21 protein-coding genes are annotated in these 24087 nt (G+C 69.5%); 18 read left to right on the plus strand and 3 right to left on the minus strand.

From position 1 onward, the window contains the following. Window positions 1-17: 17 nt before the first annotated feature. Both CRP55_RS43350 and CRP55_RS43355 read left to right on the plus strand, forming a co-directional pair. Window positions 18-1502, plus strand: a complete 1485-nt coding sequence (locus tag CRP55_RS43350; RefSeq protein ID WP_097327852.1) for an LPXTG cell wall anchor domain-containing protein — start codon at window positions 18-20, stop codon at window positions 1500-1502. A gap of 99 nt (window positions 1503-1601) precedes the next feature. Next, window positions 1602-2396 carry a thioesterase family protein gene (locus CRP55_RS43355; RefSeq protein WP_097327853.1) on the plus strand — a complete coding sequence of 265 codons (795 nt, stop codon included), beginning with the start codon at window positions 1602-1604 and terminating at the stop codon, window positions 2394-2396. On the opposite strand, the gene CRP55_RS43360 is transcribed toward CRP55_RS43355, so the two are convergent. After that, entirely contained in the window at window positions 2393-3979 is a 1587-nt protein-coding gene (locus tag CRP55_RS43360) for a beta-1,3-glucanase family protein (RefSeq protein WP_097327854.1), read from the minus strand. The genes CRP55_RS43355 and CRP55_RS43360 overlap by 4 nt on opposite strands. 149 nt (window positions 3980-4128) lie before the next feature. Between CRP55_RS43360 and CRP55_RS43365 the strand changes: the two genes are divergently transcribed. After that, window positions 4129-5085, plus strand: a complete 957-nt coding sequence (locus CRP55_RS43365; protein ID WP_179855597.1) for an aldo/keto reductase — start codon at window positions 4129-4131, stop codon at window positions 5083-5085. Here the strand turns inward: CRP55_RS43365 and CRP55_RS43370 are convergent. Both CRP55_RS43370 and CRP55_RS43375 read right to left on the minus strand, forming a co-directional pair. After that, window positions 5075-5920, minus strand: a complete 846-nt coding sequence (locus CRP55_RS43370) for an SWIM zinc finger family protein (protein ID WP_097327855.1) — start codon at window positions 5918-5920, stop codon at window positions 5075-5077. The two genes, CRP55_RS43365 and CRP55_RS43370, sit on opposite strands and share 11 nt — an antisense overlap. A gap of 1 nt (window position 5921) precedes the next feature. Continuing rightward, complete coding sequence (locus tag CRP55_RS43375; RefSeq protein ID WP_097327856.1) at window positions 5922-9029, minus strand: DEAD/DEAH box helicase; 3108 nt, start codon at window positions 9027-9029, stop codon at window positions 5922-5924. A 95-nt stretch (window positions 9030-9124) separates the two neighbouring features. Here CRP55_RS43375 and mqnC point away from each other — a divergent pair, with 95 nt between their 5' ends. The 15 genes from mqnC (at window position 9125) to nuoK (ending at window position 24078) form a co-directional block, all read left to right on the plus strand. Continuing rightward, window positions 9125-10366, plus strand: coding sequence for a cyclic dehypoxanthinyl futalosine synthase (mqnC, locus tag CRP55_RS43380; protein ID WP_097327857.1), 1242 nt, complete (start codon window positions 9125-9127; stop codon window positions 10364-10366). A 287-nt stretch (window positions 10367-10653) separates the two neighbouring features. Next, on the plus strand, window positions 10654-11397 hold the full coding sequence (locus CRP55_RS43385) for a demethylmenaquinone methyltransferase (protein WP_097327858.1): 744 nt from the start codon (window positions 10654-10656) through the stop codon (window positions 11395-11397). 57 nt (window positions 11398-11454) lie between these two features. After that, window positions 11455-11703, plus strand: coding sequence for a hypothetical protein (locus CRP55_RS43390; protein ID WP_097327859.1), 249 nt, complete (start codon window positions 11455-11457; stop codon window positions 11701-11703). Window positions 11704-11801: 98 nt separating this feature from the next. Next, window positions 11802-13097 carry a geranylgeranyl reductase family protein gene (locus CRP55_RS43395; RefSeq protein WP_179855598.1) on the plus strand — a complete coding sequence of 432 codons (1296 nt, stop codon included), beginning with the start codon at window positions 11802-11804 and terminating at the stop codon, window positions 13095-13097. 76 nt (window positions 13098-13173) lie between these two features. After that, window positions 13174-13539 (plus strand): NADH-quinone oxidoreductase subunit A, encoded by a 366-nt coding sequence (locus tag CRP55_RS43400; protein ID WP_097327860.1) that lies wholly within the window; start codon window positions 13174-13176, stop codon window positions 13537-13539. 34 nt (window positions 13540-13573) lie between these two features. Then, window positions 13574-14242: a NuoB/complex I 20 kDa subunit family protein gene (locus tag CRP55_RS43405; RefSeq protein ID WP_097327861.1), complete on the plus strand. Its 669-nt coding sequence runs from the start codon at window positions 13574-13576 to the stop codon at window positions 14240-14242. Further along, window positions 14239-14943 (plus strand): NADH-quinone oxidoreductase subunit C, encoded by a 705-nt coding sequence (locus CRP55_RS43410; protein WP_097327862.1) that lies wholly within the window; start codon window positions 14239-14241, stop codon window positions 14941-14943. Before CRP55_RS43405 ends, CRP55_RS43410 begins: the two co-directional genes overlap by 4 nt. Beyond that, window positions 14940-16265 (plus strand): NADH-quinone oxidoreductase subunit D, encoded by a 1326-nt coding sequence (locus CRP55_RS43415; protein ID WP_097327863.1) that lies wholly within the window; start codon window positions 14940-14942, stop codon window positions 16263-16265. The genes CRP55_RS43410 and CRP55_RS43415 overlap by 4 nt, the downstream gene beginning before the upstream one ends. After that, window positions 16265-17281: an NADH-quinone oxidoreductase subunit NuoE gene (gene nuoE, locus CRP55_RS43420; RefSeq protein ID WP_097327864.1), complete on the plus strand. Its 1017-nt coding sequence runs from the start codon at window positions 16265-16267 to the stop codon at window positions 17279-17281. The genes CRP55_RS43415 and nuoE overlap by 1 nt, the downstream gene beginning before the upstream one ends. Continuing rightward, window positions 17278-18594: an NADH-quinone oxidoreductase subunit NuoF gene (gene nuoF, locus CRP55_RS43425; RefSeq protein ID WP_097327865.1), complete on the plus strand. Its 1317-nt coding sequence runs from the start codon at window positions 17278-17280 to the stop codon at window positions 18592-18594. The genes nuoE and nuoF overlap by 4 nt, the downstream gene beginning before the upstream one ends. Beyond that, window positions 18594-21071 (plus strand): NADH-quinone oxidoreductase subunit G, encoded by a 2478-nt coding sequence (locus tag CRP55_RS43430; RefSeq protein WP_097327866.1) that lies wholly within the window; start codon window positions 18594-18596, stop codon window positions 21069-21071. Before nuoF ends, CRP55_RS43430 begins: the two co-directional genes overlap by 1 nt. Then, window positions 21068-22444: an NADH-quinone oxidoreductase subunit NuoH gene (gene nuoH, locus CRP55_RS43435; protein ID WP_097327867.1), complete on the plus strand. Its 1377-nt coding sequence runs from the start codon at window positions 21068-21070 to the stop codon at window positions 22442-22444. The genes CRP55_RS43430 and nuoH overlap by 4 nt, the downstream gene beginning before the upstream one ends. Window position 22445: 1 nt before the next feature. After that, on the plus strand, window positions 22446-23039 hold the full coding sequence (nuoI, locus tag CRP55_RS43440) for an NADH-quinone oxidoreductase subunit NuoI (RefSeq protein WP_097327868.1): 594 nt from the start codon (window positions 22446-22448) through the stop codon (window positions 23037-23039). Further along, entirely contained in the window at window positions 23039-23782 is a 744-nt protein-coding gene (locus CRP55_RS43445; protein ID WP_097327869.1) for an NADH-quinone oxidoreductase subunit J, read from the plus strand. Before nuoI ends, CRP55_RS43445 begins: the two co-directional genes overlap by 1 nt. After that, entirely contained in the window at window positions 23779-24078 is a 300-nt protein-coding gene (gene nuoK / locus CRP55_RS43450; RefSeq protein WP_097327870.1) for an NADH-quinone oxidoreductase subunit NuoK, read from the plus strand. Before CRP55_RS43445 ends, nuoK begins: the two co-directional genes overlap by 4 nt. Window positions 24079-24087: the final 9 nt, after the last annotated feature.

The raw sequence follows: 24087 nt of genomic DNA on the forward strand, positions 1-24087 counted from the left end.
CTAGGAACCGGTGCTCAATGCGTCTCCGCTCTCTGGCCTTCCCGGCCGCTCTCGCCGCCGCGGCCCTCGGCGGACTCGCCGCACCGGCTCAGGCCGCGCCGTCCGACGACGCGCCGTTCGTCGACTTCTACCTGCCCGAGCAGGTGTCGGTGATCCAGGGCAAGACCAAGACGTTCAAGGCGGAGCTCTTCAACGCCGGACCGGGCGACGCGAAGGGCGTCGTCATGTCGTTCAGCAACGTCGACCCGAGCCTCGGCCTGACGCTTCCGGCCGGCTGCGACGCGACCAGCTGCAAGATCGACCTCAAGGCCGGCAAGCGGGGCAACCTGGCCATCACGCTGAAGCCGACCGGCGACAAGCTCGTCTCGCACTTCACGGCCACGGTCGACGGCTACAGCAGCGACGTCACCGTCGTGCGCTCCACCGGCGGCGTCGACCTCGAGACCGACCCGATCGACGACATGAAGCTCAACCGCGGGCAGTCCGCCGACGTGCCGATCGTCGTGCGCAACACCGGCAGCGAGACCGTCGACGCGATCGGCGTGGCCCTGGTCGCCGAGGACGGCCTCGAGGCGCTCAGCAAATATCGCAACTGCCTCACCGAGGTCGAAGGCGAGAAGATCCCCGGCGTCATCTGCTTCTTCCAGCAGGAGTTCGCCCCGGACACGACGTTCACCGTGCCGGCGGCCACCCCGGTGAAGATCAAGCTGCGGGCGGACGCCGGCGGTCCGTACACGTACAGCGCCGCGGTCTCGGTCGTCGGCGTGAAGGAGTCGGCCGCCGCCGCGCTCGCGGCCAAGACCGGGCCGGTGCTCAAGCTCGAGGCGCAGCGCAAGGCCGCCGCCGACATCCCCGACGAGAGCCAGCTCCCGGACGACCTCAACGAGGACGACAACGTCGCCTTCTTCGGCGTCGAGGCCGGCAAGTCGGCCGCGGACAGCGCGGCGATCGGCGGCGCCTTCGCCGGCGCGATCGGCGACGAGACGACCGTCGAGGTCGGCGTCCGCAACCTCGGCCCGACCAGCCTCGTGCCGGCCACGATCGACTGGTACCAGACCGTGCAGGTCACCGTGCCCACCGGCCTGAAGCTCACCGAGGTCGACGAGGCGTGCTTCCCCGGTCGCGGGGTGCCCACCGACTTCGACGACATCGACAAGGACAGCAACATCAACGGCCGGGTCTACACCTGCCTGCCCGGTGACGGCCTGGTCAAGGGTGAGGAAGCGCGCTTCTCCTTCACCGGCACCATCACCGAGGAGAAGGTCACGGCCGGCTCGGTCACGGTCGACGGCGGCCCGCAGGACGGCAACACCAAGAACAACAAGGCGGCTCTCACGCTGAAGCTGACCGGCGGCGGTCAGGGCGGTGGCGACGACGAGCCCGGTCTGCCGGTCACCGGCGCCCCGACGGGATGGGTCGCGCTCGGCGGCGCCCTCCTGCTCCTGGTGGGCGGCGCGGCGGCGTACCTCTTCCGGCGCCGCCGGATCATCACCACGATCTGACCTCCGTACGCGATCAAGACCGTCCTGGTCACATGCCAGGGCGGTCTTCGTGTTCGTTGGCTAAAGTCCCCGATCAAGGTCATTTCAGGGGGAGATCGCATGGGCTACCAGTTCGACGCTGACACCGCGGTGAGCGGCGACGACGGGCGATGGTCGGCGACGCTCACCGACGACTGGTCGATCGCGAGCGGCGTGCCCAACGGGGGCTACCTGTTCGCCGTGGCGCTGGCCGCGGCCGGGCAGGTCGTGCCCGAGCAGCGGCTCATCACGGCGACCGCGCACTACGTGCGTCCCGGCCAGGACGGCCCGGCCGACCTGGCCGTGGAGCCGGTCAAGCGGGGCCGGCTGACCAGCACGGTCGCGGTCGCGCTGAACCAGGACGGCAAGGAGCGGGTGCGCGTCGTCGCCACCTACGGCGACCCGGCCTTGCAGGACGCTCCGGTCGAGCACCCGATCCCGGCCCCGGCGATCGCGTCGCCGGACGAGTGCCGGTCGACCCACTCCGAGCTGGCCCTCGCGATCGGCGCGACGATCGCCGAGCGGTTCGACTACCGGGTGCTGCCGGTGTCGCGCTGGGTGGGCGGCGAAGGTCCCGGCGAGGCCCGCATCGACGGCTGGATCCGCTTCGCCGACGGCCGTGAGCCCGACCTGGCCGCGCTGCCGTTCTTCGTCGACGCCTTCCCGCCGGCGCTGGGTGAGCTCGTCGGTCCGGTGACCGTGCCGACCCTCGAGCTCACCGTGCACGTCCGCAAGCAGCCCGCGCCGGGCTGGGTTCAGGCCCGGATCGAGGCCCGGCACATCGCGCCGGGCCTCGTCGAGGAGGACGCCTACCTCTGGGACAGCACCGGAGAGCTGGTGGCCCTGTCCCGTCAGCTCGGCCTCTGGAGGCCTTAGGACGTCCGCCACTTCTGATTGGCGGCGCCGACGCAATCCCACAGGTGCAGCCGGGCGCCGTCGGCGGGGTTGACCTCCTTGATGTCGACGCACCGGTTGGCCTGCGGGTTGACCAGATCGCCGGCGCCCGAGAGGACGAACTGCTGCGCGGCGGTGCCGTTGCAGGCGTACAGCTGAATGGGTGTGCCGTTGGCCGTGCCCGCCGCCGCCACGTCCATGCACTTGTTGTTCTGGCTCCTCAGGGTGCCGCCGGTGAACGTCCATTTCTGGGCGCTCGTGTTGTTGCAGCCCCACATCTGCAGCGGCGCGCTGTCGACGAAGTTCGAGCTGGGCACGTCGATGCACTTGTTGTTCAGCGCGCTGATGAGCGGAACGCCGCTGCCCGACGGCGGGGGTGTCGTGCCGCCGCCGCTGAACGGCGTCAGGACGAGGCCGGCCGACCGCGGGTCACCGTCGTGCACGAGCGACTCGAAGGCGCCGACGTCGTCGAAGGCGAACGCGTAGGCCTTGCCGTCGGCCATGTTCGCGTGGATCACCTTGGCGTACACATTGGTCGGGTTGTTGCGGTAGAAGTCGGCCGCATTGGTGCTCGGCTGGGTGTCGATGGTGCCGAGCGTGCCCCGGTTCAGGGCCGCGCAGAGAGTCCGCGAGATCGGGCCCACGACCTGGTCGTTCGGCGCCGGCAGGTCGCCGTCGCAGCCCCACACGCTGGACGACGAGGGCCGGTTGAACGACGCCACCTGCGCGCCCGACGAGTTCGTGAAGACCATCGTGTTGCCCGAGGTGCGCCCGAAGTAGCGCGTGTTGGGCTGGTCGCCGAACGGCACCACGGTCAGCGTCTTGGAGGCGTAGGCGTTCCAGGCCGAGGCGATGTACGAGTCGAGGTAGTTGGCGCTGAGCAGGCCGGCTCCGGCCGCCTTGCCGGGCGCGAGCACTCGCAGCACGGTTCCGTCGGAGCGGGTGTAGACCGTGTTCGCCCACCCCGAGGTGCCGCGGATGGTGTTGATGACGGCGTCGCGGCCGTTGGCCACGAGATCGCCCGTGCGCTTGGTGGCACCGGAGGCGCCGGTGACCGTGACGGCGTGCGGCACGGCGAACATGTCCACCTGTGAGCTGTTGAGCCACAGCCCGGCGTCGTTGTAGGTGAATTCGCTCCAGTCGAACAGGATGTCGCGGTTGGCGTCGCCGCCCGCCCATGGCGCCGGCTGCACGAGCCCGTCCGGCGTGAGGAAGAACTTCAGCTTGGCGCCGAGCGAGAAGTAGACGCGGCCGGAGAATCCGCGCGGGAACTGAATGGTCGAGGTGCCGCCGTTTCCGGCGCCGGGAATCGACACGTCCGGAGCGGCCACGGGCGGAAGCGCCCCGCCGGTCCACGGCGTGAAGGCGCCGGACTGGTTCACATATCCGAGCCGGCCGGACGACAGCTGCACGCCGATCACGTACAGGTAGACCGCGTCGCCGCGCCCGGTGTTGTTGGTGACGGTGACGGGCAGCAGCGAGGGACCGACGGCCGAGGCCGCCGGTGGGGAGACGAGGGGCGCGGCCAGGACCGCGGCGGCCAGCAGACCCAGGACTTTTCGCACGGGACACCTTCCGTTCGGGGACGACGGCAGGGCGGGGAGAGCGCTCTCAGGTGAGCGTCGGATTTGTTAACAACCCGTGTCAATAGATCGACGACGATGTAACCCCGTCCCGGGCAAACGAGGGTACGAACGGGCATAGGGTCATGCTCATGAGTGAGATGAGCTACCGCCGGCTGGGCACCTCGGGCCTGGTCGTCTCCGTCGTCGGCATCGGCTGCAACAACTTCGGCCGCAAGCTGGACGCCGACGGCACCCGTGAGGTCGTCGACGCCGCCTTCGACGCCGGCATCACGCTGTTCGACACGGCCGACATCTACGGCACACCGCACGGCGCCTCCGAGGAGTGCCTGGGCGCCGCGCTCAAGGGCCGCCGCGACGAGGTGGTGCTGGCCACCAAGTTCGGCATGAACATGGAGGGCCTCAACGGCAACGACTTCGGCGCCCGCGGCTCCCGCCGCTACATCGTGCGCGCCGTCGAGGCCTCACTGCGCCGGCTCGAGACCGACTACATCGACCTCTACCAGATCCACGAGCCCGACCCGCAGACCCCGATCGAGGAGACCCTCTCCGCCCTCGACGACCTGGTCCGCTCGGGCAAGGTGCGCTATCTGGGCAACTCCAACTTCGCCGGATATCAGATCGCCGACGCCGACTGGACCGCCCGCGCGGCCGGCCTCACCCCGTTCATCAGCGCGCAGAACCGCTACAGCCTGCTCCAGCGCGACGTCGAGACCGAGGTCGTCCCCGCGTGCGAGCACTACGGCCTCGGCCTGCTGCCGTTCTTCCCGCTCGACTCCGGCCTGCTCTCCGGCAAATACCGGCGCGGCGAGAAGCCGGCGGCCGGCACCCGCCTTTCCCAGGACCGCTACCAGCGCTTCCTCGACGCCGCCGACTGGGACAAGATCGAGGCGCTGTCGTCGTTCGGCGCCGAGCGCGGCCACAGCCTGCTCGACGTCGCGATCGCCGGCCTGGCCGCCCGTCCGGCCGTGAGCAGCGTGATCGCCGGTGCGACCAGCGCCGAGCAGGTTCAGGCCAACGCCGCGGCCGGTGCGTGGGAACTCTCCGGGGACGAGGTCGCGGCTCTGGACGACATTCTTACGGCGTAGCTTCTCCGGTCGATCCATCGTGGAGGTCCCGGTAGGCCGGTCGCAGCAGATCGACAAGCGGGATGTGGCGCACCTTGACCGGCGGCGCGTCCAGCGCCCGTAACAGCAGCTCAGGTGGCACGGTCACCCGGGACGGCCGCTCGCGCAGCCGTCCCAGGCTGATCGCGGGCGCGTAGAAGTCGCCGAGCCGTTCGTCCAATGGGGACTCCTCGACCGCGAGCGGGTCGACCGCCGGCGCCGGCTCGGGCGTGCCGCGCAACGCGTCCAGCAGCGCCTCGCGGTCACGCCCGCGCCACGCCAGCACCAGGAACGGGTCGTCGTCGAACGCCTCGGCCAGCACGTAGAGCACGGCCGAGCCGTGCTTGCACGGCACTCCCCAATCAGGACAGTTGCACCGGATGTCGAGCCGGTCGGGGAACAGCGGCGCGTCGTGGGCCGCGAAAAGCTCCACGATCTCGTGCGGCATCTCGCCCGCCAGCAGCGCCGCGCGATAGAGCGCCTGCGCGCCGAGCGCCTCCGTCAAAACGGTCCACTGTGCTTTGTCAAAGGCCGAGATCTCGACATTGACCTCGTACGGCTGCGGCCGCGAACCCTGCACCCGGGCGGTGACCCGCCCGGCGGCCAAGGTGAAGTTCATGACCTGGCCCTTGCGCGCATAGGCGCGGCCACGGGCGAGGCGGCCACCGTCGCAGACCTGTTCCAGCACGTCGACGAAGCGGCGCGACCACCACTGCTCGCCGATCTTGCCGCGCTTGGCCCGCACGGCGATGCCACCGTCCACTTCGATCGGACGGCCGCCGCCCTCGAAGAACCGCCCCTTCGGATCGGTCGGCATGTCACCTCACCGCCGCGGGGTCGAGCGCGAACAGCTCGCGCAGCTGATCGGTGCTGAGATCGGTGATCCAGTCCTCGCCGGTGCCGACGACCGAGGAGGCCAGCGCCTTCTTCCGCTCGATCATCGCGTCGATCTTCTCCTCCAGCGTGCCGGTGCAGATGAACTTGCGCACCTGCACGTTGCGCGACTGTCCAATCCGGAACGCCCGGTCGGTCGCCTGGTTCTCCACGGCCGGATTCCACCACCGGTCAAAGTGGACGACATGGTTGGCGGCGGTCAGATTCAGGCCCGTACCGGCCGCCTTGAGGGAAAGCAGGAAAAGCATCGGCTCGTCGTCGTTCTGGAAACGCTCGACCAGATCATCACGCTTGGCCTTCGACAGTCCACCGTGGAGCCACAACACCGGGCGGTCGAGATGGGCGGCCAGATAGGGCTGCAACAGTGCGCCCCACTCGGCGTACTGAGTGAAGATCAAGGCTTTGTCGCCGTCCTCGATGATCTCCTCGGCGAGTTCCTCGAGCCGGGCCAGCTTGCCCGAGCGCGCCGGCAGCCGCGAGCCGTCCTTGAGCAGGTGGGCCGGGTGGTTGCAGACCTGCTTGAGCTTGGTCATCGCGGCCAGCACGTTGCCGCGGCGCTGGATGCCCTCGCTGCCCTCGATCTCGGACAGCATGTCCTCGACCACGGCCTGATAGAGCGTGGCCTGCTCGGCGGTGAGCGTGCACCAGACCTTCATCTCGTTCTTCTCGGGCAGGTCCGAGATGATCGTCTTGTCGGTCTTGAGGCGGCGCAGCACGAACGGGCCGGTGGCGCGCTTGAGGGCGGCGGCCGCGTCCTCGTCCTGGTGGATCTCGATCGGCTCCTGGAAGCGGCGGCGGAACCGTTTGGCCGGGCCGAGGATGCCGGGGTTGCAGAAGTCCATGATGGACCAGAGCTCGGCCAGGTGGTTCTCAACCGGAGTGCCGGTCAGGGCGAGGCGTGTGCGGGCCGGCACGGCGCGGACGGCCTGGGACTGACGGGTGCCGCTGTTCTTGATCGCCTGGGCCTCGTCGCAGACCACGCGGCCCCAGTCGACCTTCTTCAGCGTTTCCAGGTCACGGGTCGCGGTGCCGTAGGTGGTGATGACGACGTCCGAATTGTCCACAGTGTCGAAAAAGTCGTCACCGCGGACACGGGTGCCGCCGTGATGCACGTACACGCGAAGCGACGGGGCGAATCGGGCGGCTTCCTTCTGCCAGTTGCTGACCAGCGACATTGGACAGATGAGAAGAGTCGGATTTATCCGGCGGTGGGATGGGATGGCGGCGGGAGCGGGGGCGGTGGCCGAGGGGTCGGTGCCGTGTGTGGTGGCTCGCTCGGCCAGGAGGAGGGACAAGGTCTGTGCCGTTTTGCCCAGGCCCATGTCGTCGGCGAGGATGCCGCCCAGGCCCAGGCGGGTGAGGAAGTGCAGCCAGGAGAGGCCGCGTTCCTGGTAGGGGCGCAGCGCGCCCTGGAAGGAGGCCGGGGTCGGAACCGGCTCCATGCGGTCGGCCGCCTGGCCCGACAGGAGGTCGCCGAGCATGCCGTCGGCGTCGGCGTCGACCTCGACCAGGGGCAGATCCTCCTCGCCGCCGTCCACCACCTGCCGGAGCACCTCGCCGGCGGTCAGTTCGCCCTCGCGCCGCTTGGTGACGGCCTTGAGGGCGGCCCGCAGCTGGCGGTCGTCCAGCTCCACCCACTGGCCGCGGACCCGGACCAGCGGCACCTTGAGCCGGGCCAGTTCGGCCAGCTCCTCGGCGCTGACCACGCCGTCGCCGATCACCAGGTCGAGGCGGAAGTCGACCAGCTCCTGGAGCCCGAAGCCGGAGTCGGCGGCGGCCCGGGTCGAGGTGCCCTTCGGCTTGCGGGAGCGGGTGGTGAGCTTGAGGCCGACCGCCTTGCGCCCGGCCCAGGCCGGCAACTGAACGCCGAAGCCGGCCGCCTGGAGCAGCGGCGCCGCGCTCCGCAGGAACTCGTGCGCCTCGGCGGTGTCGATCGCCATCCGGCCCGGCTCCTGGTCGCGCAGGGCCACGTGGAGCTGCGGGAAGAGCCGGATGGCCCGGCCCAGCCCGGCCAGCAGCGTCTCGTCCGGGCGGGCGGGCAGCCCGGGGAAGCGGCCACCGGCCCAGACCTCCTCGGCCGGCAGGTAGAGGCTCGGGTCCTCGGCCGACTGGAGGGCGAACTCGAGGCCCCACTCGTCGGTGTCGGGCTCGGGCTCGAACAGCCGGAAGCTCACCCTCACCGGGCCGTTGGCCTCGTGGGCGGCGCGCAGCCAGTCGTCGAGCGCTTGGCGCAGCTCACGCACCTCGGCCGGCCGGGCGCCGGGCAGGGTGGGGTCGTCGGCGGTCAGCGCGGCGATCCAGCGGTCGGGCAGCGGCGCCCTGGGGCCGGCCCGATGCCCGTGCAGGATCCGCTCGGGCATCACTGAGCGTGCCCCCGAGTCGACGAGGTGATCGAGCCCGTTGCGCAGCGTCACCGCCACGCCGTCGCCGGCGGCCCGCACCGAGGGCGGCATGCCGGCCCCGAAGTCGCGATAGGTGGCCGCGTCGGCCCCGGTGAGAACGGGCCGCCACCGAGCGGTGGCCACGCCGTCCTCGGTGACGAGCTGCGGCAGCATCCGGCCGCGGCGGGCCAGGTCGCAGGCGTATCCGGCCAGAACGCAGAGATAGCGCAGGTCGGAGCTGGCCAGCCAGTCGTCGGACGGCTCGGCCAGCTCGCCGAGCACGGCCATCGCCTCGGACCCGGGAACGACAAGCACCGGCACTCGCCAGGGAGAAAGCTTGATCCCGCGCCCGGCGGCCTCGATACCGGTCTCGGGCGACGGCACCGGCCCGCGCGCAGTGCTGGGCAGCAGAAGCACGGCCGTCCCCGCGCCTTCGCGCCCGGCGCGGGCCTCACCGTCGCGCCCCGCGCTGCCTTCGCTCCCTGCGCCGCCCTCCGCGCTTTCCGCGGACAAATGGGGCAAGTCCTCGGCTGGCGCCGCGAATGGATGTGGGCGGTCGGCTGCCCGGGAGGAAGTGGTCAGCGGGCGGGTTGGGTCTTCGGCCCAGAGCATCAGTTGGCCGCTTGCCCAACCACCATGTACGACCAGCACAGCCACCCCCACCGACAGACCGCCATCGAGAGTAACGACCCATCTGAGAGGTAGGCCGCTGACGGTTCACCCCCGGCGGACGTACTCTTCGGTACGTGACGGCGAACCGGGAGATCGACAGCATCCTGCAGCGCGCGGCCGACGGCGGGCGGATCACGCCCGAGGAGGCGCTGCTGCTCTACACCGAGGCTCCGTTCCACGCGCTGGGCGAGGCCGCCGACACGGTGCGCCGCCGCCGTCACCCGGACGGCATCGTCACCTATCTGATCGATCGCAACATCAACTACACGAACGTGTGCGTCACCGCGTGCAAGTTCTGCGCCTTCTTCCGTGCCCCCAAGCACAAGGAGGGCTGGTCGCACCCGATGGAGGAGATCCTCAACCGCTGCGGCGAGGCGGTCGATCTCGGCGCCACCCAGGTGATGCTCCAGGGCGGCCACCACCCCGACTACGGCGTGGAGTACTACGAGAACCTCTTCTCCTCGGTCAAGCAGGCGTACCCGCAGCTCGCGATCCACTCGATCGGCCCCAGCGAGATCCTGCACATGGCCAAGGTCTCCGGCGTCTCGATCGAGGACGCCGTCCTGCGGATCAAGGCGGCCGGCCTCGACTCGATCGCCGGCGCGGGCGCCGAGATGCTGCCCGACCGTCCCCGCAAGGCGATCGCCCCGCTGAAGGAGAGCGGCGCCCGCTGGCTCGAGGTGATGGCTGTCGCGCACCGCAACGGCCTCTCGTCGACCGCGACCATGATGATGGGCACCGGCGAGACGCACGAGGAGCGCATCGAGCACATCCGCATGATCCGAGACGTGCAGGACCTCGCCGTGGAGCGTGGCTACCGCGATGACGCCGTCGAGACCGGTCAGGAGATCGGAGGCTTCCGGGCCTTCATCCCGTGGACCTACCAGCCGGAGAACAACCACCTGAAGGGCCGCACGCAGGCCACGACGATGGAATACCTGCGCTTCCTGGCCATGTCGCGGCTGTTCTTCGACAACGTGTCCCACCTTCAGGCCTCGTGGCTGACCACGGGCAAGGACGTGGGCCAGCTCTCGTTGCACCTCGGCGTCGACGACCTGGGCTCGATCATGCTGGAGGAGAACGTGATCTCCTCGGCCGGCGCCCGTCACCGGTCGAACCTGCACGAGCTGATCTGGATGATCCGTACGGCCGACCGCATCCCGGCCCAGCGCGACACGCTCTACAAGCATCTGGCCGTGCACTACACGCCCGAGGACGACCCGACCGACGAGCGTGTCGTGTCGCACTTCTCCTCGATCGCGATGCCGGGCGGCGGCGCCGGCCGCAAACAGCTGCCGGTGGTCGGCGTCTCGTAAAGGGTCTCGTAAAGGTAAAGAAAGTCACAGGCCGATATCGAGAACGCCCTGTTCGGGGGGTCGCCGTTGACCGTTCGGTCAGGTGCCCCTCGGCGAACCGGGGAGGGCGGATTGCCACTTCGTAACGAGCGACGTGAACCTCTGTTCCGAGCTTTCCGCGCTGGTTACGTTGCCCTCGTAAGACCTGAGAACTTCTTGAATCTCTACCGGGCCAGCACTGCCTCGGTACGGATTTGCGGACCCGACCGATGGCGGTCGTATATATAACGCACAAGGAACCGGGCGGGATGGGTGACCATCCCGCCCGATCTGTCTGTGCAGGTAGTTTTGAGCGCGTGACGCGCGCAGATCTGGACAAGCAGCCGCATGAGGTCGCCGAGATGTTCGACGGCGTGGCCAAGCGGTACGACCTGACCAACACGGTGCTCTCCTTCGGGCAGGACCGTGGCTGGCGGCGGGCCACCCGCGCGGCGCTCGGTCTGCGGCCGGGGGAGCGGGTGCTCGACGTAGGCGCCGGCACCGGGGTCTCCACCGAGGAGCTGGGCCGGTCGGGCGCTTTCGCGGTCGGTGCGGATCTGTCCGTCGGCATGCTGCGGGTGGGGCGTCAGGCCCGGCCGGTGGTGCCGCTGGTGGCCGGCGACGCGCTGAAACTGCCGTTCCCGGACGGCACGTTCGACGCGGTCACCATCTCCTTTGCGCTACGCAACGTGGTCGACACCGGCGCTGCGCTGCGTGAGCTCGGCCGGGTGACCCGTCCCGGCGGGCGCCTGGTGGTGTGCGAGTTCAGCCACCCGACGAATGGGCCGTTCCGCACCGTCTACTTGCAGTACCTCATGCGCTCGCTGCCGGCGGTGGCGCGGACCGTGTCGAGCAACCCCGACGCGTACGTCTATCTCGCCGAATCGATTCGTGCCTGGCCGGATCAGGAGGCCTTGGCCGGGCGCATCGCGGCGTCGGGATCGTGGGGCCGCGTCGGCTGGCGGAACCTGACCGGCGGCGTCGTCGCGCTCCACCGGGCCACTCGTCTCTAAAGGGGACAAGTCGCACGTTTCCGCCCATCTACGGCGAGTTCCTGTTTTCCTCGGAGAATGACCACTTTCGGGCATCTCGAGGACACCGACATCGACATCGCGATCGACGACCGTGACGCCGGCGAGCGCCGTGGCATGGAGCTGGCCGCCCGTATCCGAATGGTGGCCGCTCAAGATCCTGAGCTGGCACAAGATCTCGTCGAGCAGTTGATCTCCGCGTTGGAGAAGGCGACCGGCGGTACCTTCCGTCAGTTCCTGGACTCCGAGGGGGAACCGTCCGTCAATTCACCGGACCGAAACAGTTAGGGTTCCCTTACCCGAACGAGCTTCGATGGCCGTCTTAGACTCCGACTTGGGCGCGCTTGTGAACTGTTTCACGAGCCGCTGCGAGACGGAGGTGTGGTGTGCGCAACGAGGTACTATCCGGTCCGATCGCCGACGAAGCGGATGTGATCGTCGTCGGGGCAGGGCCGGGCGGGTCCGCGGCCGCTTATCACATGGCGCGCCACGGCTTGCGCGTTCTGCTTCTGGAGAAGACCGAGTTCCCGCGCGAGAAAGTGTGCGGTGACGGTCTGACCCCGCGCGCCGTCCGGCAGCTGGTCCGGATGGGCGTCGACACCTCCGAGAAAGCCGGCTGGCTGCACAACCGCGGCCTGCGGGTGATCGGCGGCGGCGTCCGGCTCGAGCTCGACTGGCCCGACCTGGCCAGCTTCCCCAACTACGGCCTCGTGCGCACCCGGCTCGACTTCGACGACATGCTGGCCAAGCGCGCGGTCGAGGCCGGCGCCATTCTGCGTACGTCGGTGAACGTGACCGGCCCGGTGCTCGACGACGACGGCCACGCGATCGGTGTCGAGGCCAAGGTCGGCCCCGGCAAGGAGCCCGTGCAGTTCCGGGCGCCCCTGGTCGTCGCCGCCGACGGCGTCTCCGGCAAGCTGCCGCTCGCCATGGGCCTGACCAAGCGCGACGACCGGCCGCTCGGCGTGGCGGTCCGGCGCTACTACACCTCGCCCGTGCGGGCCGACGACGACTACCTCGAGTCCTGGCTGGAGCTGCGCAGCTCCGAGGACTCCTCGCGCCTGCTGCCCGGCTACGGCTGGATCTTCGGCATGGGCGACGGCCGGGTGAACGTCGGCCTCGGCATCCTCAACTCGTCCAGCGCCTTCGGCAAGACCAACTACCGGTCGATGCTCACCGACTGGCTGGCCGGCACCCCGGCCGACTGGGGTTTCCGCGACGAGGCCAACGCGGACGGGCCGATCCTGGGCGCCGCGCTGCCGATGGGCTTCAACCGGGTGCCGCATTACACGCGCGGTCTCATGCTGGTCGGCGACTCCGGCGGCATGGTCAACCCGATGAACGGCGAGGGCATCGCCTACGCCATGGAGTCGGGTGAGCTCGCGGCCGAGGTCGCGGTGCAGGCGCTGGCCCGGCCCGAGGGCGCCGATCGCGAGCGTGCGCTGCGGGCGTACCCGTCGGAGCTTAGTCTGCGGTTCGGCGGCTACTACCGACTCGGCGGAGTGTTCGTGAAGCTCATCGGCAACCCGCAGATCATGCGGATCGCGACGAAGCACGGCATGCCGCATCCGACGTTGATGCGGTTCGTTCTGAAACTGCTGGCCAACCTCACCGACCCGCGCGGCGGTGACGCGATGGACCGGGTCATCAACGGCCTGACGAAGGTGGCTCCGGCCGTCTGACCCGTACCCCCGCTAGACCAAGAACAAATCGGACGAATAGTGTAATACGGCTAATAGTCGAAGCAGGAGTCCTGAGATGTCGGTCAACCCATACGTCCCGATCGTCGGGTTACTCATCCTCGGCGCGCTCTTCGCGTTGTTCTCCGTGTCGATCGCGCCGATCGTCGGTCCACATCGCTACAACCGCGCCAAGCTCGACGCGTACGAATGTGGCATCGAGCCCGCCCCGCAACCCGTCGGCGGCGGCCGGTTCCCGGTGAAGTTCTACCTGACCGCGATGCTCTTCATCATCTTCGACATCGAGACCATCTTCCTCTATCCGTGGGCCGTCTCCTTCAACGCGCTCGGCCTGTTCGGCTTCGTCGAGATGGTCCTGTTCATCGTCACGGTCTTCATCGCCTACACCTACGTGTGGCGGCGTGGCGGCCTCAACTGGGACTGATCCGCGGCAACTGGTCTTAACAGGAGACACAGCCATGGGAATCGAAGAGAAACTACCGGCCGGCATCCTGCTGACCTCCGTCGAGAAGTTGTCGAACTGGGCCCGCAAGTCCTCGTTCTGGGGTGCCACCTTCGGACTGGCCTGCTGCGCCATCGAGATGATGGCGGCCGGCGGTCCGCACTACGACCTCGGTCGCTGGGGCATGGAGGTCTTCCGGGCCTCGCCCCGGCAGGCCGACCTGATGATCGTGGCGGGCCGGGTGAGCCAGAAGATGGCGCCCGTCGTCCGCCAGATCTACGACCAGATGCCCGAGCCGCGCTCGGTGATCTCGATGGGCGTGTGCGCCTCGTCCGGCGGCATGTTCAACAACTACGCGATCGTGCAGGGCGTGGACCACATCGTGCCGGTCGACGTCTACCTGCCCGGCTGCCCGCCGCGGCCGGAGATGCTGATCGACGCCATCCTCAAGATGCGCGAGAAGGTGATGGCCCAGCCGCTCGGCCCCAACGGCCGCAAGATGCTCGAGCAGCGCAAGGCCGAGGGCAAGGTGCCGGTCGTCGCGCCGGGCGCGATGCCGTCGTCGTACCGCGTCGACAAGGTCCGCCGGGCCGAGTGGACGCAGGCGGTCAAGGAAGGCCGCGAGGAACAGCTGCGCATCGAGAACTGGATGAAGCTGCAGCCGCACCTGCGGGAGGGCAAATGAGCATCGCACCACAGGACGGCCCCCAGCCGGTCGGCGCCGACATCGACGCCCCGGCGCAGGCGCCGGCCAGCCCGCAGAAGGGCATGTTCGGCATCACCGGCACCGGCGACGTCTCCGGCTTCGGCGGCCTGGTCCGCCGGCGTCCCGAGGTGGTCGGCAGCCCGAAGCCGTACGGCGGGTACTTCGACGAGGTCACCGACGCGCTCGAGGAGGCGTACCCCGGGTTCGCCGACGCGATCGAGCGGGTCGTGGTCGACCGGGGCGAGCTGACCCTGCACATCAAGGCCGAGCGGATCGCCGAGGTCGCGCAGATCATGCGGGACGACGAGTCGCTGCGCTTCGAGCTCTGCTCGTCGGTGTCCGGCGTGGACTACCTCAACAGCGACGCCCGCCGGCTGCACGTCGTCTACCACCTGGCGTCGATGACCTACCGGCGCCGCGTGCGGCTCGAGGTCGCCGTGCCCGACGGCGTCAGCGTCCCCAGCGTGACCAGCGTCTACCCGACCGCCGACTGGCAGGAGCGGGAGACGTACGACATGTTCGGCGTGGTTTTCGCGGGTCACCCCAACCTGACCCGGGTGCTGATGCCGGACGACTGGGAGGGCCACCCCCAGCGCAAGGACTACCCGCTCGGCGGCGTGCCCGTCGAGTACAAGGGTGCCGAGATTCCGCCTCCTGACCAGCGGAGGGTCTACCAATGACACAGTCCGGATACGCAACCGAGCGCGAGACCACCGAGGGCCGCGTCTTCACCGTCACCGGCGGCGACTGGGACACCGTCACCGGCAGTGTCGACCCGTTGAGCAACGAGAAGATCGTCGTCAACATGGGCCCGCAGCACCCGTCGACGCACGGCGTCCTGCGGCTCGTGCTCGAACTCGAGGGCGAGACCGTTCAAGAGGTACGGCCGGTCGTCGGTTACCTGCACACGGGCATCGAGAAGAACCTCGAATACCGCAACTGGACGCAGGGCACCACCTTCGTCACCCGGGCCGACTACCTCGCGCCGCTGTTCAACGAGGCCGGTTACTGCCTCGCCGTCGAGAAGCTGCTCGGCATCACCGACCAGATCACCGAGCGGGCGAACACCATCCGGGTGCTCTTCATGGAGCTGAACCGGATCTCGTCGCACCTGGTCTGGCTGGCCACCACCGGCATGGAGCTGGGCGCCATCTCGATGATGCTCTACGGCTTCCGCGAGCGTGAGTACATTCTCGACATCTTCGAGGAGACCTCCGGCCTGCGGATGAACCACGCCTACTTCCGCCCGGGCGGAGTGGCGCAGGACGTACCCGAGTCGGCGATCAAGAAGATCCGCGACTTTCTGGTCTACCTGCCCAAGAAGCTCAAGGAGTACGAGGCGATGCTCTCCGGCCAGGTGATCTGGCAGGAGCGCACCCAGGGCGTCGCCGTGCTCGACGTGACCGGTTGCCTCGCGCTCGGCATCACCGGGCCCGTGCTGCGTTCCGCCGGACTGGCTTGGGACCTGCGGAAGACGATGCCCTACTGCGGCTATGAGAATTATGAGTTCGACGTCCCGACCGCGACGACCGCCGACGTCTGGGGGCGGTACCAGGTTCGTCTCGCCGAGATCCGAGAGTCTCTCAAGATCATAGAGCAGGCCCTCGACCGTCTCCGGCCGGGTCCGATCTTCATCGCCGACAAAAAGATAGCCTGGCCTGCGCAATTGGCCGTCGGGCTGGACGGCATGGGCAACTCGCTCGAGCATGTGGCCAAGATCATGGGCCAGTCGATGGAGTCCCTTATCCACCATTTCAAGCTCGTGACCGAGGGCTTCCGGGTACCGGCGGGCCAGGTCTACGTCGCGATCGAACACCCGCGCGGAGAGCTCGGCGTGCACGCCGTCTCCGACGGTGGCACCCATCCCTACCGGGTGCACATGCGCGACCCGAGCTTCGTGAACCTCCAGGCCATCCCCGCGATGGCCGAGGGTGCGCTTCTGGCCGACGTCATCGCCGGTGGCGCGTCATTGGACCCCGTGATGGGTGGGTGTGACCGGTAATGACTGATACAACGGTGGATTTCTCCCCCGCCGCCGCCCCTCTGGCCGAGAAGCTGCTCGGCCAGGCAACTGAGATCCTCGCTCGCTACCCCGCCGGTCGCGAACGGTCGGCCCTGCTGCCGCTGCTGCACCTGGTGCAGACGGTCGAGGGCCACGTCAGCCCCAACGGCGTGGCGTTCTGTGCCGAGATCCTGGGCATCAACAAGGCCCAGGTCGGCGCGGTCGCGACGTTCTACACGATGTACAAGCGCCGGCCGACCGGCGAGTACCTCGTGAGCGTCTGCACCAACACGCTGTGCAACACGCTCGGCGGCCAGGAGGTCTACGACCAGCTGTCCGAGCACCTCGGCGTCGGGCACGACGAGACCACCGGCGACGGCCGCATCACGCTGGAGCACGCCGAGTGCCTGGCCGCCTGCGACTACGCGCCGGTGGTGACGGTCAACTACGACTTCGCCCTCGACGAGGCCACCCCGGAAGCCGCGGTCGGCCTGGTCGAGAAGCTGCGCGCCGGCGAGTCGTACACACCGGCCCGGGGTGCGCGGATCTGCTCCCTCAAGGAGATGCAGGTCCAGCTGGCCGGCTTCGCCGACCCCCGCGAGGGCGCGGTCGGCGACGGCCGGGCCGGAGCGCCGACGCTGCGCGGCGTGACCCTCGCCCAGGAGCACGGCGTGGCGGTGCCGAACTTCAACCCGGACACTCCCATCACCAAGACCAAGCCCTCCCCGCGTGAGGAGAGCAAGGGCACGGTGGCCACCGTCGTCGACAAGGTCAAGTCGGCGGTGACCTCGCACGCGGGCAAGCCGGTCAAGGCCGGCGACGCCAAGGACCCTGAGGTCCGTACGGCCCAGCAGCGCAACCCCGACGCGAGCACCCCCGACGAGACGGGCGACGCCAAGGCCACGCCGCCGGCGCCGAGCAATCCGGCCGAGGCGGCCGGTGCCTCGGCCAACCAGCCCGCCGGTGACGGCAAGCCCGCCGGCGACACCGCCCGCGGCAGCGAGGAGGCGAAGTGACCCAGCCACGGCGTGAGCTTCTGGAAAAGCTGACCCCGGTCCTCACCAAGCGCTGGCTCTCGCCGAACGCGTGGCAGATCGGCGTCTACGAGCAGCTGGACGGATACCGGGCGGTCCGCAAGGCGCTCGACGTCCACCCGGACGACCTGATCCAGCTCATCAAGGACTCGGGCCTGCGCGGCCGCGGCGGCGCCGGCTTCCCGACCGGTCTCAAGTGGGGCTTCATCCCGCAGGGCGATGGCAAGCCGCACTACCTCGTGATCAACGCGGACGAGGGCGAGCCGGGCACCTGCAAGGACCTGCCGCTGATGACCTACGACCCGCACTCGCTGGTCGAGGGCGCGATCATCGCGGCGTACGCGATCCGGGCCAACCGGGCCTTCATCTACATCCGTGGCGAGGCGGTGCACGCCGCTCGCCGGCTGCGCAACGCGGTCGAGGAGGCGCGCGCCGCCGGATACCTGGGCGAGAACATCCTCGGATCCGGGTTCGACCTCGAGTTGGTCGTGCACAGCGGCGCCGGCGCGTACATCTGTGGCGAGGAGACCGCCCTGCTGGACTCGCTCGAGGGCTTCCGCGGCCAGCCGCGGCTGCGGCCGCCGTTCCCGGCGATCGCCGGCCTCTACGCGAGCCCGACGGTGGTCAACAACGTCGGCACCATCGCCAGCGTGCCGTACATCGTGCTCGGCGGCGCCGACTGGTGGAAGAGCATGGGCACCGAGAAATCGGCCGGCCCGATGATCTACTCGCTCTCCGGCCGGATCGCCAACCCGGGGCAGTACGAGTGCGGCCTCGGCATCACCCTGCGCGAGCTGATCGAGCTGGCCGGAGGGATGAAGCCCGGGCACAACCTGAAGTTCTGGACGCCCGGCGGGTCGTCGACGCCGCTGCTCACCGCCGAGCACATCGACACGGCGATGGACTTCGAGGGCGTCGCCGCGGCCGGCTCCATCCTGGGCACCACGGCGATGCAGATCTTCAGCGACCAGGACTGCCCGGTCTACTCGACCTGGCGGTGGCTGGAGTTCTACCACCACGAGTCGTGCGGCAAGTGCACCCCGTGCCGCGAGGGCAACTACTGGATGGTCCGCACCTATCGCCGGATCCTGTCCGGCGAGGGCACGTACAAGGACCTCGACACCCTGCAGGACACCGCCGACAACATCTTCGGCCGGTCGTTCTGCGGTCTCGGCGACGGCGCGGCCACCCCGGTCATGTCCACGTTGAAGTTCTTCCGCCAGGACTACCTGGACTATATCGAGGGCCGGACAGCTCCGCGCTTGTCCGCCAAGGCTCTGGTTGGAGCTCACTGATGACGGACGTAGCCAAGAAGGCCGACACTGTCACGCTCACGATCGACGGGATCGAGGTGACCGCGGAGAAGGGCGAGCTCGTCATCCGCGTCGCCGAGCGGATGGGCATCGCGATTCCCCGGTTCTGCGACCACCCGCTGCTCGCGCCGGCCGGCGCCTGCCGGCAGTGCCTGGTCGACATCGAGGGCCAGCGCAAGCCGGTCGCCTCCTGCACGCAGACGGTGGCCGAGGGCATGGTCGTCAAGACCCAGCTCACCTCGCCGGTGGCCGCCAAGGCGCAGGGCGGCGTGATGGAGCTGCTGCTCGCCAACCACCCGCTCGACTGCCCGACCTGCGACAAGGGCGGCGAGTGCCCCCTGCAGAACCAGGCCATGACCAACGGCCGCGCCGACTCCCGCTTCCACGAGCACAAGCGCGAGTACGAGAAGCCGATCCACATCTCCAGCCAGGTGCTGCTGGACCGCGAGCGGTGCATCCTGTGCCAGCGCTGCACCCGGTTCTCCGAGGAGATCGCCGGCGACAAGTTCATCGACCTGATGGACCGCTCGTCCGGCGAGCAGATCAACGTCTACCGGGACGACTTCTTCGGCGGGCGCGGCACCGGTGACGGCCAGGTCGGCGAGGGCGAGGGCGACGTCGCCTTCAACTCGTACTTCTCCGGCAACACCATCCAGATCTGCCCGGTTGGCGCGCTCACCGGTGAGCAGTACAGGTTCCGGGCCCGCCCGTTCGACCTGGTCTCCACTCCGACCGCGTGCGAGCACTGCGCGGCCGGCTGCTCGATGCGGGCCGACCACCGCCGGGGCAAGGTGCTGCGCCGGCTGGCCGGCGACGACCCGGCGGTCAACGAGGAGTGGAACTGCGACAAGGGTCGCTGGGGCTTCCGCTACACGACGGCGAACGACCGCATCACCACGCCGCTGATCCGCGGCGCCGACGGTGAGCTGCGGGAGGCGTCCTGGAGCGAGGCGCTGCTGGCGGCGGCCGAGGGTCTGACCGCGGCCCGGACGGCGGGGGTCGGCGTGCTCACCGGCGGCCGGCTCACCGTGGAGGACGCGTACGCGTACGCCAAATTCGCCCGTCTCGCCCTCGGCACCAACGACATCGACTTCCGGGCCCGCCCGCTCAGCGCCGAGGAGGCCGACTTCCTGGCCTCGTCGGTGGCCGGGCTGGCCGACGTGACCTACGAGGACGTCGAGAACGCCGGCTCCGTGGTCATCGCCGGGCTGGAGCCGGAGGAGGAGTGCCCGATCCTCTTCCTGCGCCTGCGCAAGGGCTTCACCCGCAAGCGGCTGAAGGTCACGGCCGTCGCGCCGTACCTGACCCGGGGCTTCACCAAGCTCGGGGCTTCGCTGGTCGCCGCGGTGCCCGGCGAGGAGGCCCGGCTGCTGGCCGAGGACCCGGCCGTCACCGCCGCGCTCTCGGAGCCGGGCGCGGTCCTGATCGTCGGCGAGCGCCTGGCCACGGTGCCCGGCGGTCTGTCCGCGGCGGCGGCGCTGGCCGCTCGCACCGGCGCGCGTCTCGCGTGGGTGCCCCGCCGGGCCGGTGACCGCGGCGCGATCGACGCCGGCTGCCTGCCCAACCTGCTGCCGGGCGGCCGCCCGGTGAGCGACCCGGCCGCGCGGGCCGAGCTCACGCGGGCGTGGAAGACCACTGAGGACGCGCTGTCCGGCACGGCCGGCCGCGACACCGACGCCATCATCGCGGCGGCGGCCGAGGGCAGGCTCGGCGGCCTGCTGGTCGCCGGCGTCGACCCGGGCGACCTGGCCGACCCGCGGCTGGCCGAGCAGGCGCTCGAGACGGCCGGCTTCGTGGTCAGCCTGGAGCTGCGGCAGAGCGCGGTCACCCGCCGCGCCGACGTGGTGCTGCCGGTGGCCCCGGCGGCCGAGAAGTCGGGCACCTACCTCGACTGGGAGGGCCGGCTCCGGTCCTTCGGAACGGTGCTGCCGACCAGCACGGCGATGACCGACGGCCGGGTGCTCGAGGCCATCGCCGCCCTCATGGACGTGACGCTCGGCACCGGTGACGTGATGGCGATCCGGCGCGAGCTCGGCGCCATGCCGGCGAGCAGCGCGGCCCGCCCGGCGCAGCCCTCGGTCGCTCCGGCGCCGTTGCCCTCGGTTTCCACCACGGAGGCCGTCCTCGCCACCTGGCACCACCTGATCGACCTCGGCTCGCTGACCGAGGGCGACGCGGTGCTCGCCGGCACGGCCCGCACGCCGCTGGCCCGCATCGGCAAGGACCTGGCCGAGGAGCTGGGCGTGGCCGACGGCGACGCGCTCACGGTCGGCACCGGCCGCGGGGCGATCACCCTGCCGGTCGCGATCACCGACCTGCCGCCGCGGGTGGTGTGGCTGCCCACGAACTCGCCGGGCTCGACGCTGCGCCGCAGCCTCGGGGTCACCGCCGGCGCGGTTGTCCGGCTCTCGGCCGGCCGGCCCGGACCGATCCTCGCCTCCGCGGGAGCGAACGCATGAAGTCGACCATCCTGGCGGCCCACGCCGTCGACCCCACCCTCCAGACGTTCGAGGACGACATCTGGTGGATCACGCTGATCAAGCTGTTCGGCGTCTTCGTCCTGCTGCTCCTGTTGACGCTCTTCACGATCAACTATGAGCGCAAGGTCGTGGCCCGGATGGCGGTCCGCCCCGGTCCCAACCAGGTCGGTCCCAAGGGCTGGCTGCAGAGCCTCACCGACGGCGTGAAGCTGCCGTTCAAGGAGGAGATCATCCCGAAGACCGCCGACAAGGTGGTCTACTTCATCGCCCCGGTGATCTCGGCGACGACGGCCTTCACCGCCTTCTCGGTGATCCCGTTCGGCGGCGTGGTCAACATGTTCGGCCAGACGACGGCGCTGCAGCTCACCGACGTGCCGGTCTCGGTGCTGGTGCTGCTCGCCTGCTCCTCGATGAGCGTCTACGGCGTCGTGCTGGCCGGGTGGGCGTCCGGCTCGACCTATCCGCTGCTGGGCGGCTTGCGGTCGAGTGCGCAGATGATCTCGTACGAGGTCGCCATGGGTCTGTCGATCGTCGCTGTCTTCATGACGGCCGGCACCATGAGCACCTCGCAGATCGTGAAGGCGCAGGCCGAGGGCAACCCGGTGAACATCTTCGGCTGGGAGGCGACGACACCCAGTTGGTACGCCATCCTGCTGCTCCCGAGCTTCGTCATCTACTGCATCGCGGCCGTGGGCGAGACCAACCGGGCGCCGTTCGACCTGCCCGAGGCCGAGTCCGAGCTGGTCGGTGGCTTCCACACCGAGTACTCGTCGTTCAAGTTCGCGCTGTTCTTCCTGGCCGAGTACATCAACATGATCACCGTCTCGGCGTTCTGCACGACGCTGTTCCTCGGCGGCTGGCGCGCGCCCTGGCCGATCACCACGATCTGGGAAGGCGCCAACGCCGGCTACTTCGGCCTGATCTGGTTCTTCGCCAAGGTGCTGCTGCTGCTCTTCGGCTTCATCTGGCTGCGGGCCACGCTGCCCCGCATGCGCTACGACCAGTTCATGCGGTTCGGCTGGAAGGTCCTCATCCCGGTCAACCTGGTGTGGATCCTCTTCCTGGCCTACGTCAAGGTCGCCAACAACGAGCTGTCGCAGCAGGCCAAGTGGATCTCGATCGTCGGCATCGTCGTGGTGGTCCTGCTGATCGCCATGCTCTGGCCGGCCACCCGCAAGCCACGGCAGCTCTCCCTCGAGGAACAGCTGGCCGCGCGACCACCGGGCAGCTTCCCGGTGCCACCGATCGACCTTCAGGTTCCCCCCAGCCCACGGGCCCGCCGCGCGGTGGCCGAACGGGCGCCCGCCACGGTGGGCGGCGACCCCGCCCCCTCGGAAAACAAGGAGGTGTGACGTGGGTACGTTCACCGGCTCCTTCAAGGGCTTCGGGGTGACCTTCGCGCACATGTTCCGCAAGGTCATCACGACCGACTACCCGTTCACACCGCCGACGCCGGCCCCGCGATACCACGGCCGGCACATCCTCAACCGGCACCCGGACGGGCTGGAGAAGTGCATCGGGTGCGAGCTGTGCGCCTGGGCCTGCCCGGCCGACGCGATCTACGTCGAGGGTGCCGACAACACCGACGAGCAGCGCTTCTCGCCCGGTGAGCGGTACGCGGGGATCTACCAGATCAACTACGCGCGGTGCATCTTCTGCGGTCTGTGCATCGAGGCCTGCCCGACCCGCTCGCTCACCATGAGCAACGAGTACGAGCTGGCCCGCGACAGCCGGCAGGACCTGATCTTCACGAAGAAGGAGCTGTTGGCCCCGCTGCTGGAGGGCATGGAGCAGCCGCCGCACCCGATGCGCCTGGGCGAGACCGACAAGGACTACTACGTCGGCGCTCTCACCAACCCGGGCACCTCGGTCGGCGCCGAGCGGGCCCCCTGGGCGACCAACGACGCCGAGGACGCGACGGGCGCCGCCTCCAAGGAGGCGGTGTGATGGACACCGTCTCCACCGGCGAGGCCGTCGCCTTCTGGATCCTCGGCTCGATCGCGGTCATCGGCGCGCTCGGCATGGTGATCGCCCGCAACGCCGTGCACTCCGCGCTCTGGCTCGTGCTGACGATGCTCTGCCTGGGCGTGCTCTACGTGGTCAACGCGGCGCCGTTCCTCGGCATGGTGCAGATCATCGTCTACACCGGCGCGATCATGATGCTCTTCCTCTTCGTGCTCATGCTGGTCGGCCGGGACGCCTCGGACTCGCTGATCGAGACGTTGCGCGGCCAGCGGGTCGCGGCGATCGTGCTCGGCGTCGGTTTCGCGATCCTGGTCGGCACCGGGCTGGCCCGGTCGCTCGGCGACACCCCCACGGTCGGCCTGACCGAGGCCAACGCCAACGGGAACGTGCAGGGCCTGGCGTCCCTGCTGTTCACCCGCTACGTCTTCGCCTTCGAGGTCACGTCGGCCCTGCTCATCACGGCGGCGGTCGGCGCGATGGTCCTGGCCCACGTCGAGCGGGCCAAGGCCGACGTCGTCGACCAGCTGACCCGGATGAAGCAGCGCTTCCGCCCCGGTAACTACCCCGGACCGAAGCCGGGACCCGGCGTGTACGCCAACACGATGTCGGTGGCCGCGCCCGCCCGCCTGCCGGACGGCAACGGCGCCGAGCGGAGCATCTCCCCGATCCTGCCTCTCCGCGAGCTCACGGCGGACGAGGCAGCCCCGAAGGGAACAGAGAAGTGACTCCTGACTACTACCTCGTTCTGGCGGCCATCCTCTTCACCATCGGCGCCTCCGGGGTGCTCGTCCGCCGCAACGCGATCGTGCTCTTCATGTGCATCGAGCTGATGCTCAACGCCGCGAACCTCGCCCTGGTCACCTTCAGCCGCATCAACGGCAGCCTCGACGGCCAGATCATCGCGTTCTTCGTGATGGTCGTCGCGGCGGCCGAGGTCGTGGTGGGTCTCGCGATCATCATGTCGATCTTCCGTACGAGGCGCTCCGCGAGCGTCGACGACGCGAACCTCCTCAAGTACTAAAGGGGCCTT

Origin of the sequence: Paractinoplanes atraurantiacus (assembly GCF_900215205.1) — a bacterium.
GTDB classification, from domain to species: domain Bacteria; phylum Actinomycetota; class Actinomycetes; order Mycobacteriales; family Micromonosporaceae; genus Actinoplanes; species Actinoplanes atraurantiacus.

What these genes read in the sequence shown, in the direction of transcription:
- CRP55_RS43405 (WP_097327861.1), top strand. Translation starts at nt 13,574, where the DNA reads ATGGGAATCGAAGAGAAACTACCGGCCGGCATCCTGCTGACCTCCGTC.
- CRP55_RS43370 (WP_097327855.1), bottom strand. Translation starts at nt 5,920, where the DNA reads ATGCCGACCGATCCGAAGGGGCGGTTCTTCGAGGGCGGCGGCCGTCCG.
- nuoH (WP_097327867.1), top strand. Translation starts at nt 21,068, where the DNA reads ATGAAGTCGACCATCCTGGCGGCCCACGCCGTCGACCCCACCCTCCAG.
- CRP55_RS43400 (WP_097327860.1), top strand. Translation starts at nt 13,174, where the DNA reads ATGTCGGTCAACCCATACGTCCCGATCGTCGGGTTACTCATCCTCGGC.
- nuoE (WP_097327864.1), top strand. Translation starts at nt 16,265, where the DNA reads ATGACTGATACAACGGTGGATTTCTCCCCCGCCGCCGCCCCTCTGGCC.
- CRP55_RS43415 (WP_097327863.1), top strand. Translation starts at nt 14,940, where the DNA reads ATGACACAGTCCGGATACGCAACCGAGCGCGAGACCACCGAGGGCCGC.
- CRP55_RS43410 (WP_097327862.1), top strand. Translation starts at nt 14,239, where the DNA reads ATGAGCATCGCACCACAGGACGGCCCCCAGCCGGTCGGCGCCGACATC.
- CRP55_RS43430 (WP_097327866.1), top strand. Translation starts at nt 18,594, where the DNA reads ATGACGGACGTAGCCAAGAAGGCCGACACTGTCACGCTCACGATCGAC.
- CRP55_RS43365 (WP_179855597.1), top strand. Translation starts at nt 4,129, where the DNA reads ATGAGTGAGATGAGCTACCGCCGGCTGGGCACCTCGGGCCTGGTCGTC.
- CRP55_RS43355 (WP_097327853.1), top strand. Translation starts at nt 1,602, where the DNA reads ATGGGCTACCAGTTCGACGCTGACACCGCGGTGAGCGGCGACGACGGG.
- CRP55_RS43350 (WP_097327852.1), top strand. Translation starts at nt 18, where the DNA reads ATGCGTCTCCGCTCTCTGGCCTTCCCGGCCGCTCTCGCCGCCGCGGCC.
- CRP55_RS43385 (WP_097327858.1), top strand. Translation starts at nt 10,654, where the DNA reads ATGGGTGACCATCCCGCCCGATCTGTCTGTGCAGGTAGTTTTGAGCGC.
- CRP55_RS43445 (WP_097327869.1), top strand. Translation starts at nt 23,039, where the DNA reads ATGGACACCGTCTCCACCGGCGAGGCCGTCGCCTTCTGGATCCTCGGC.
- CRP55_RS43390 (WP_097327859.1), top strand. Translation starts at nt 11,455, where the DNA reads ATGACCACTTTCGGGCATCTCGAGGACACCGACATCGACATCGCGATC.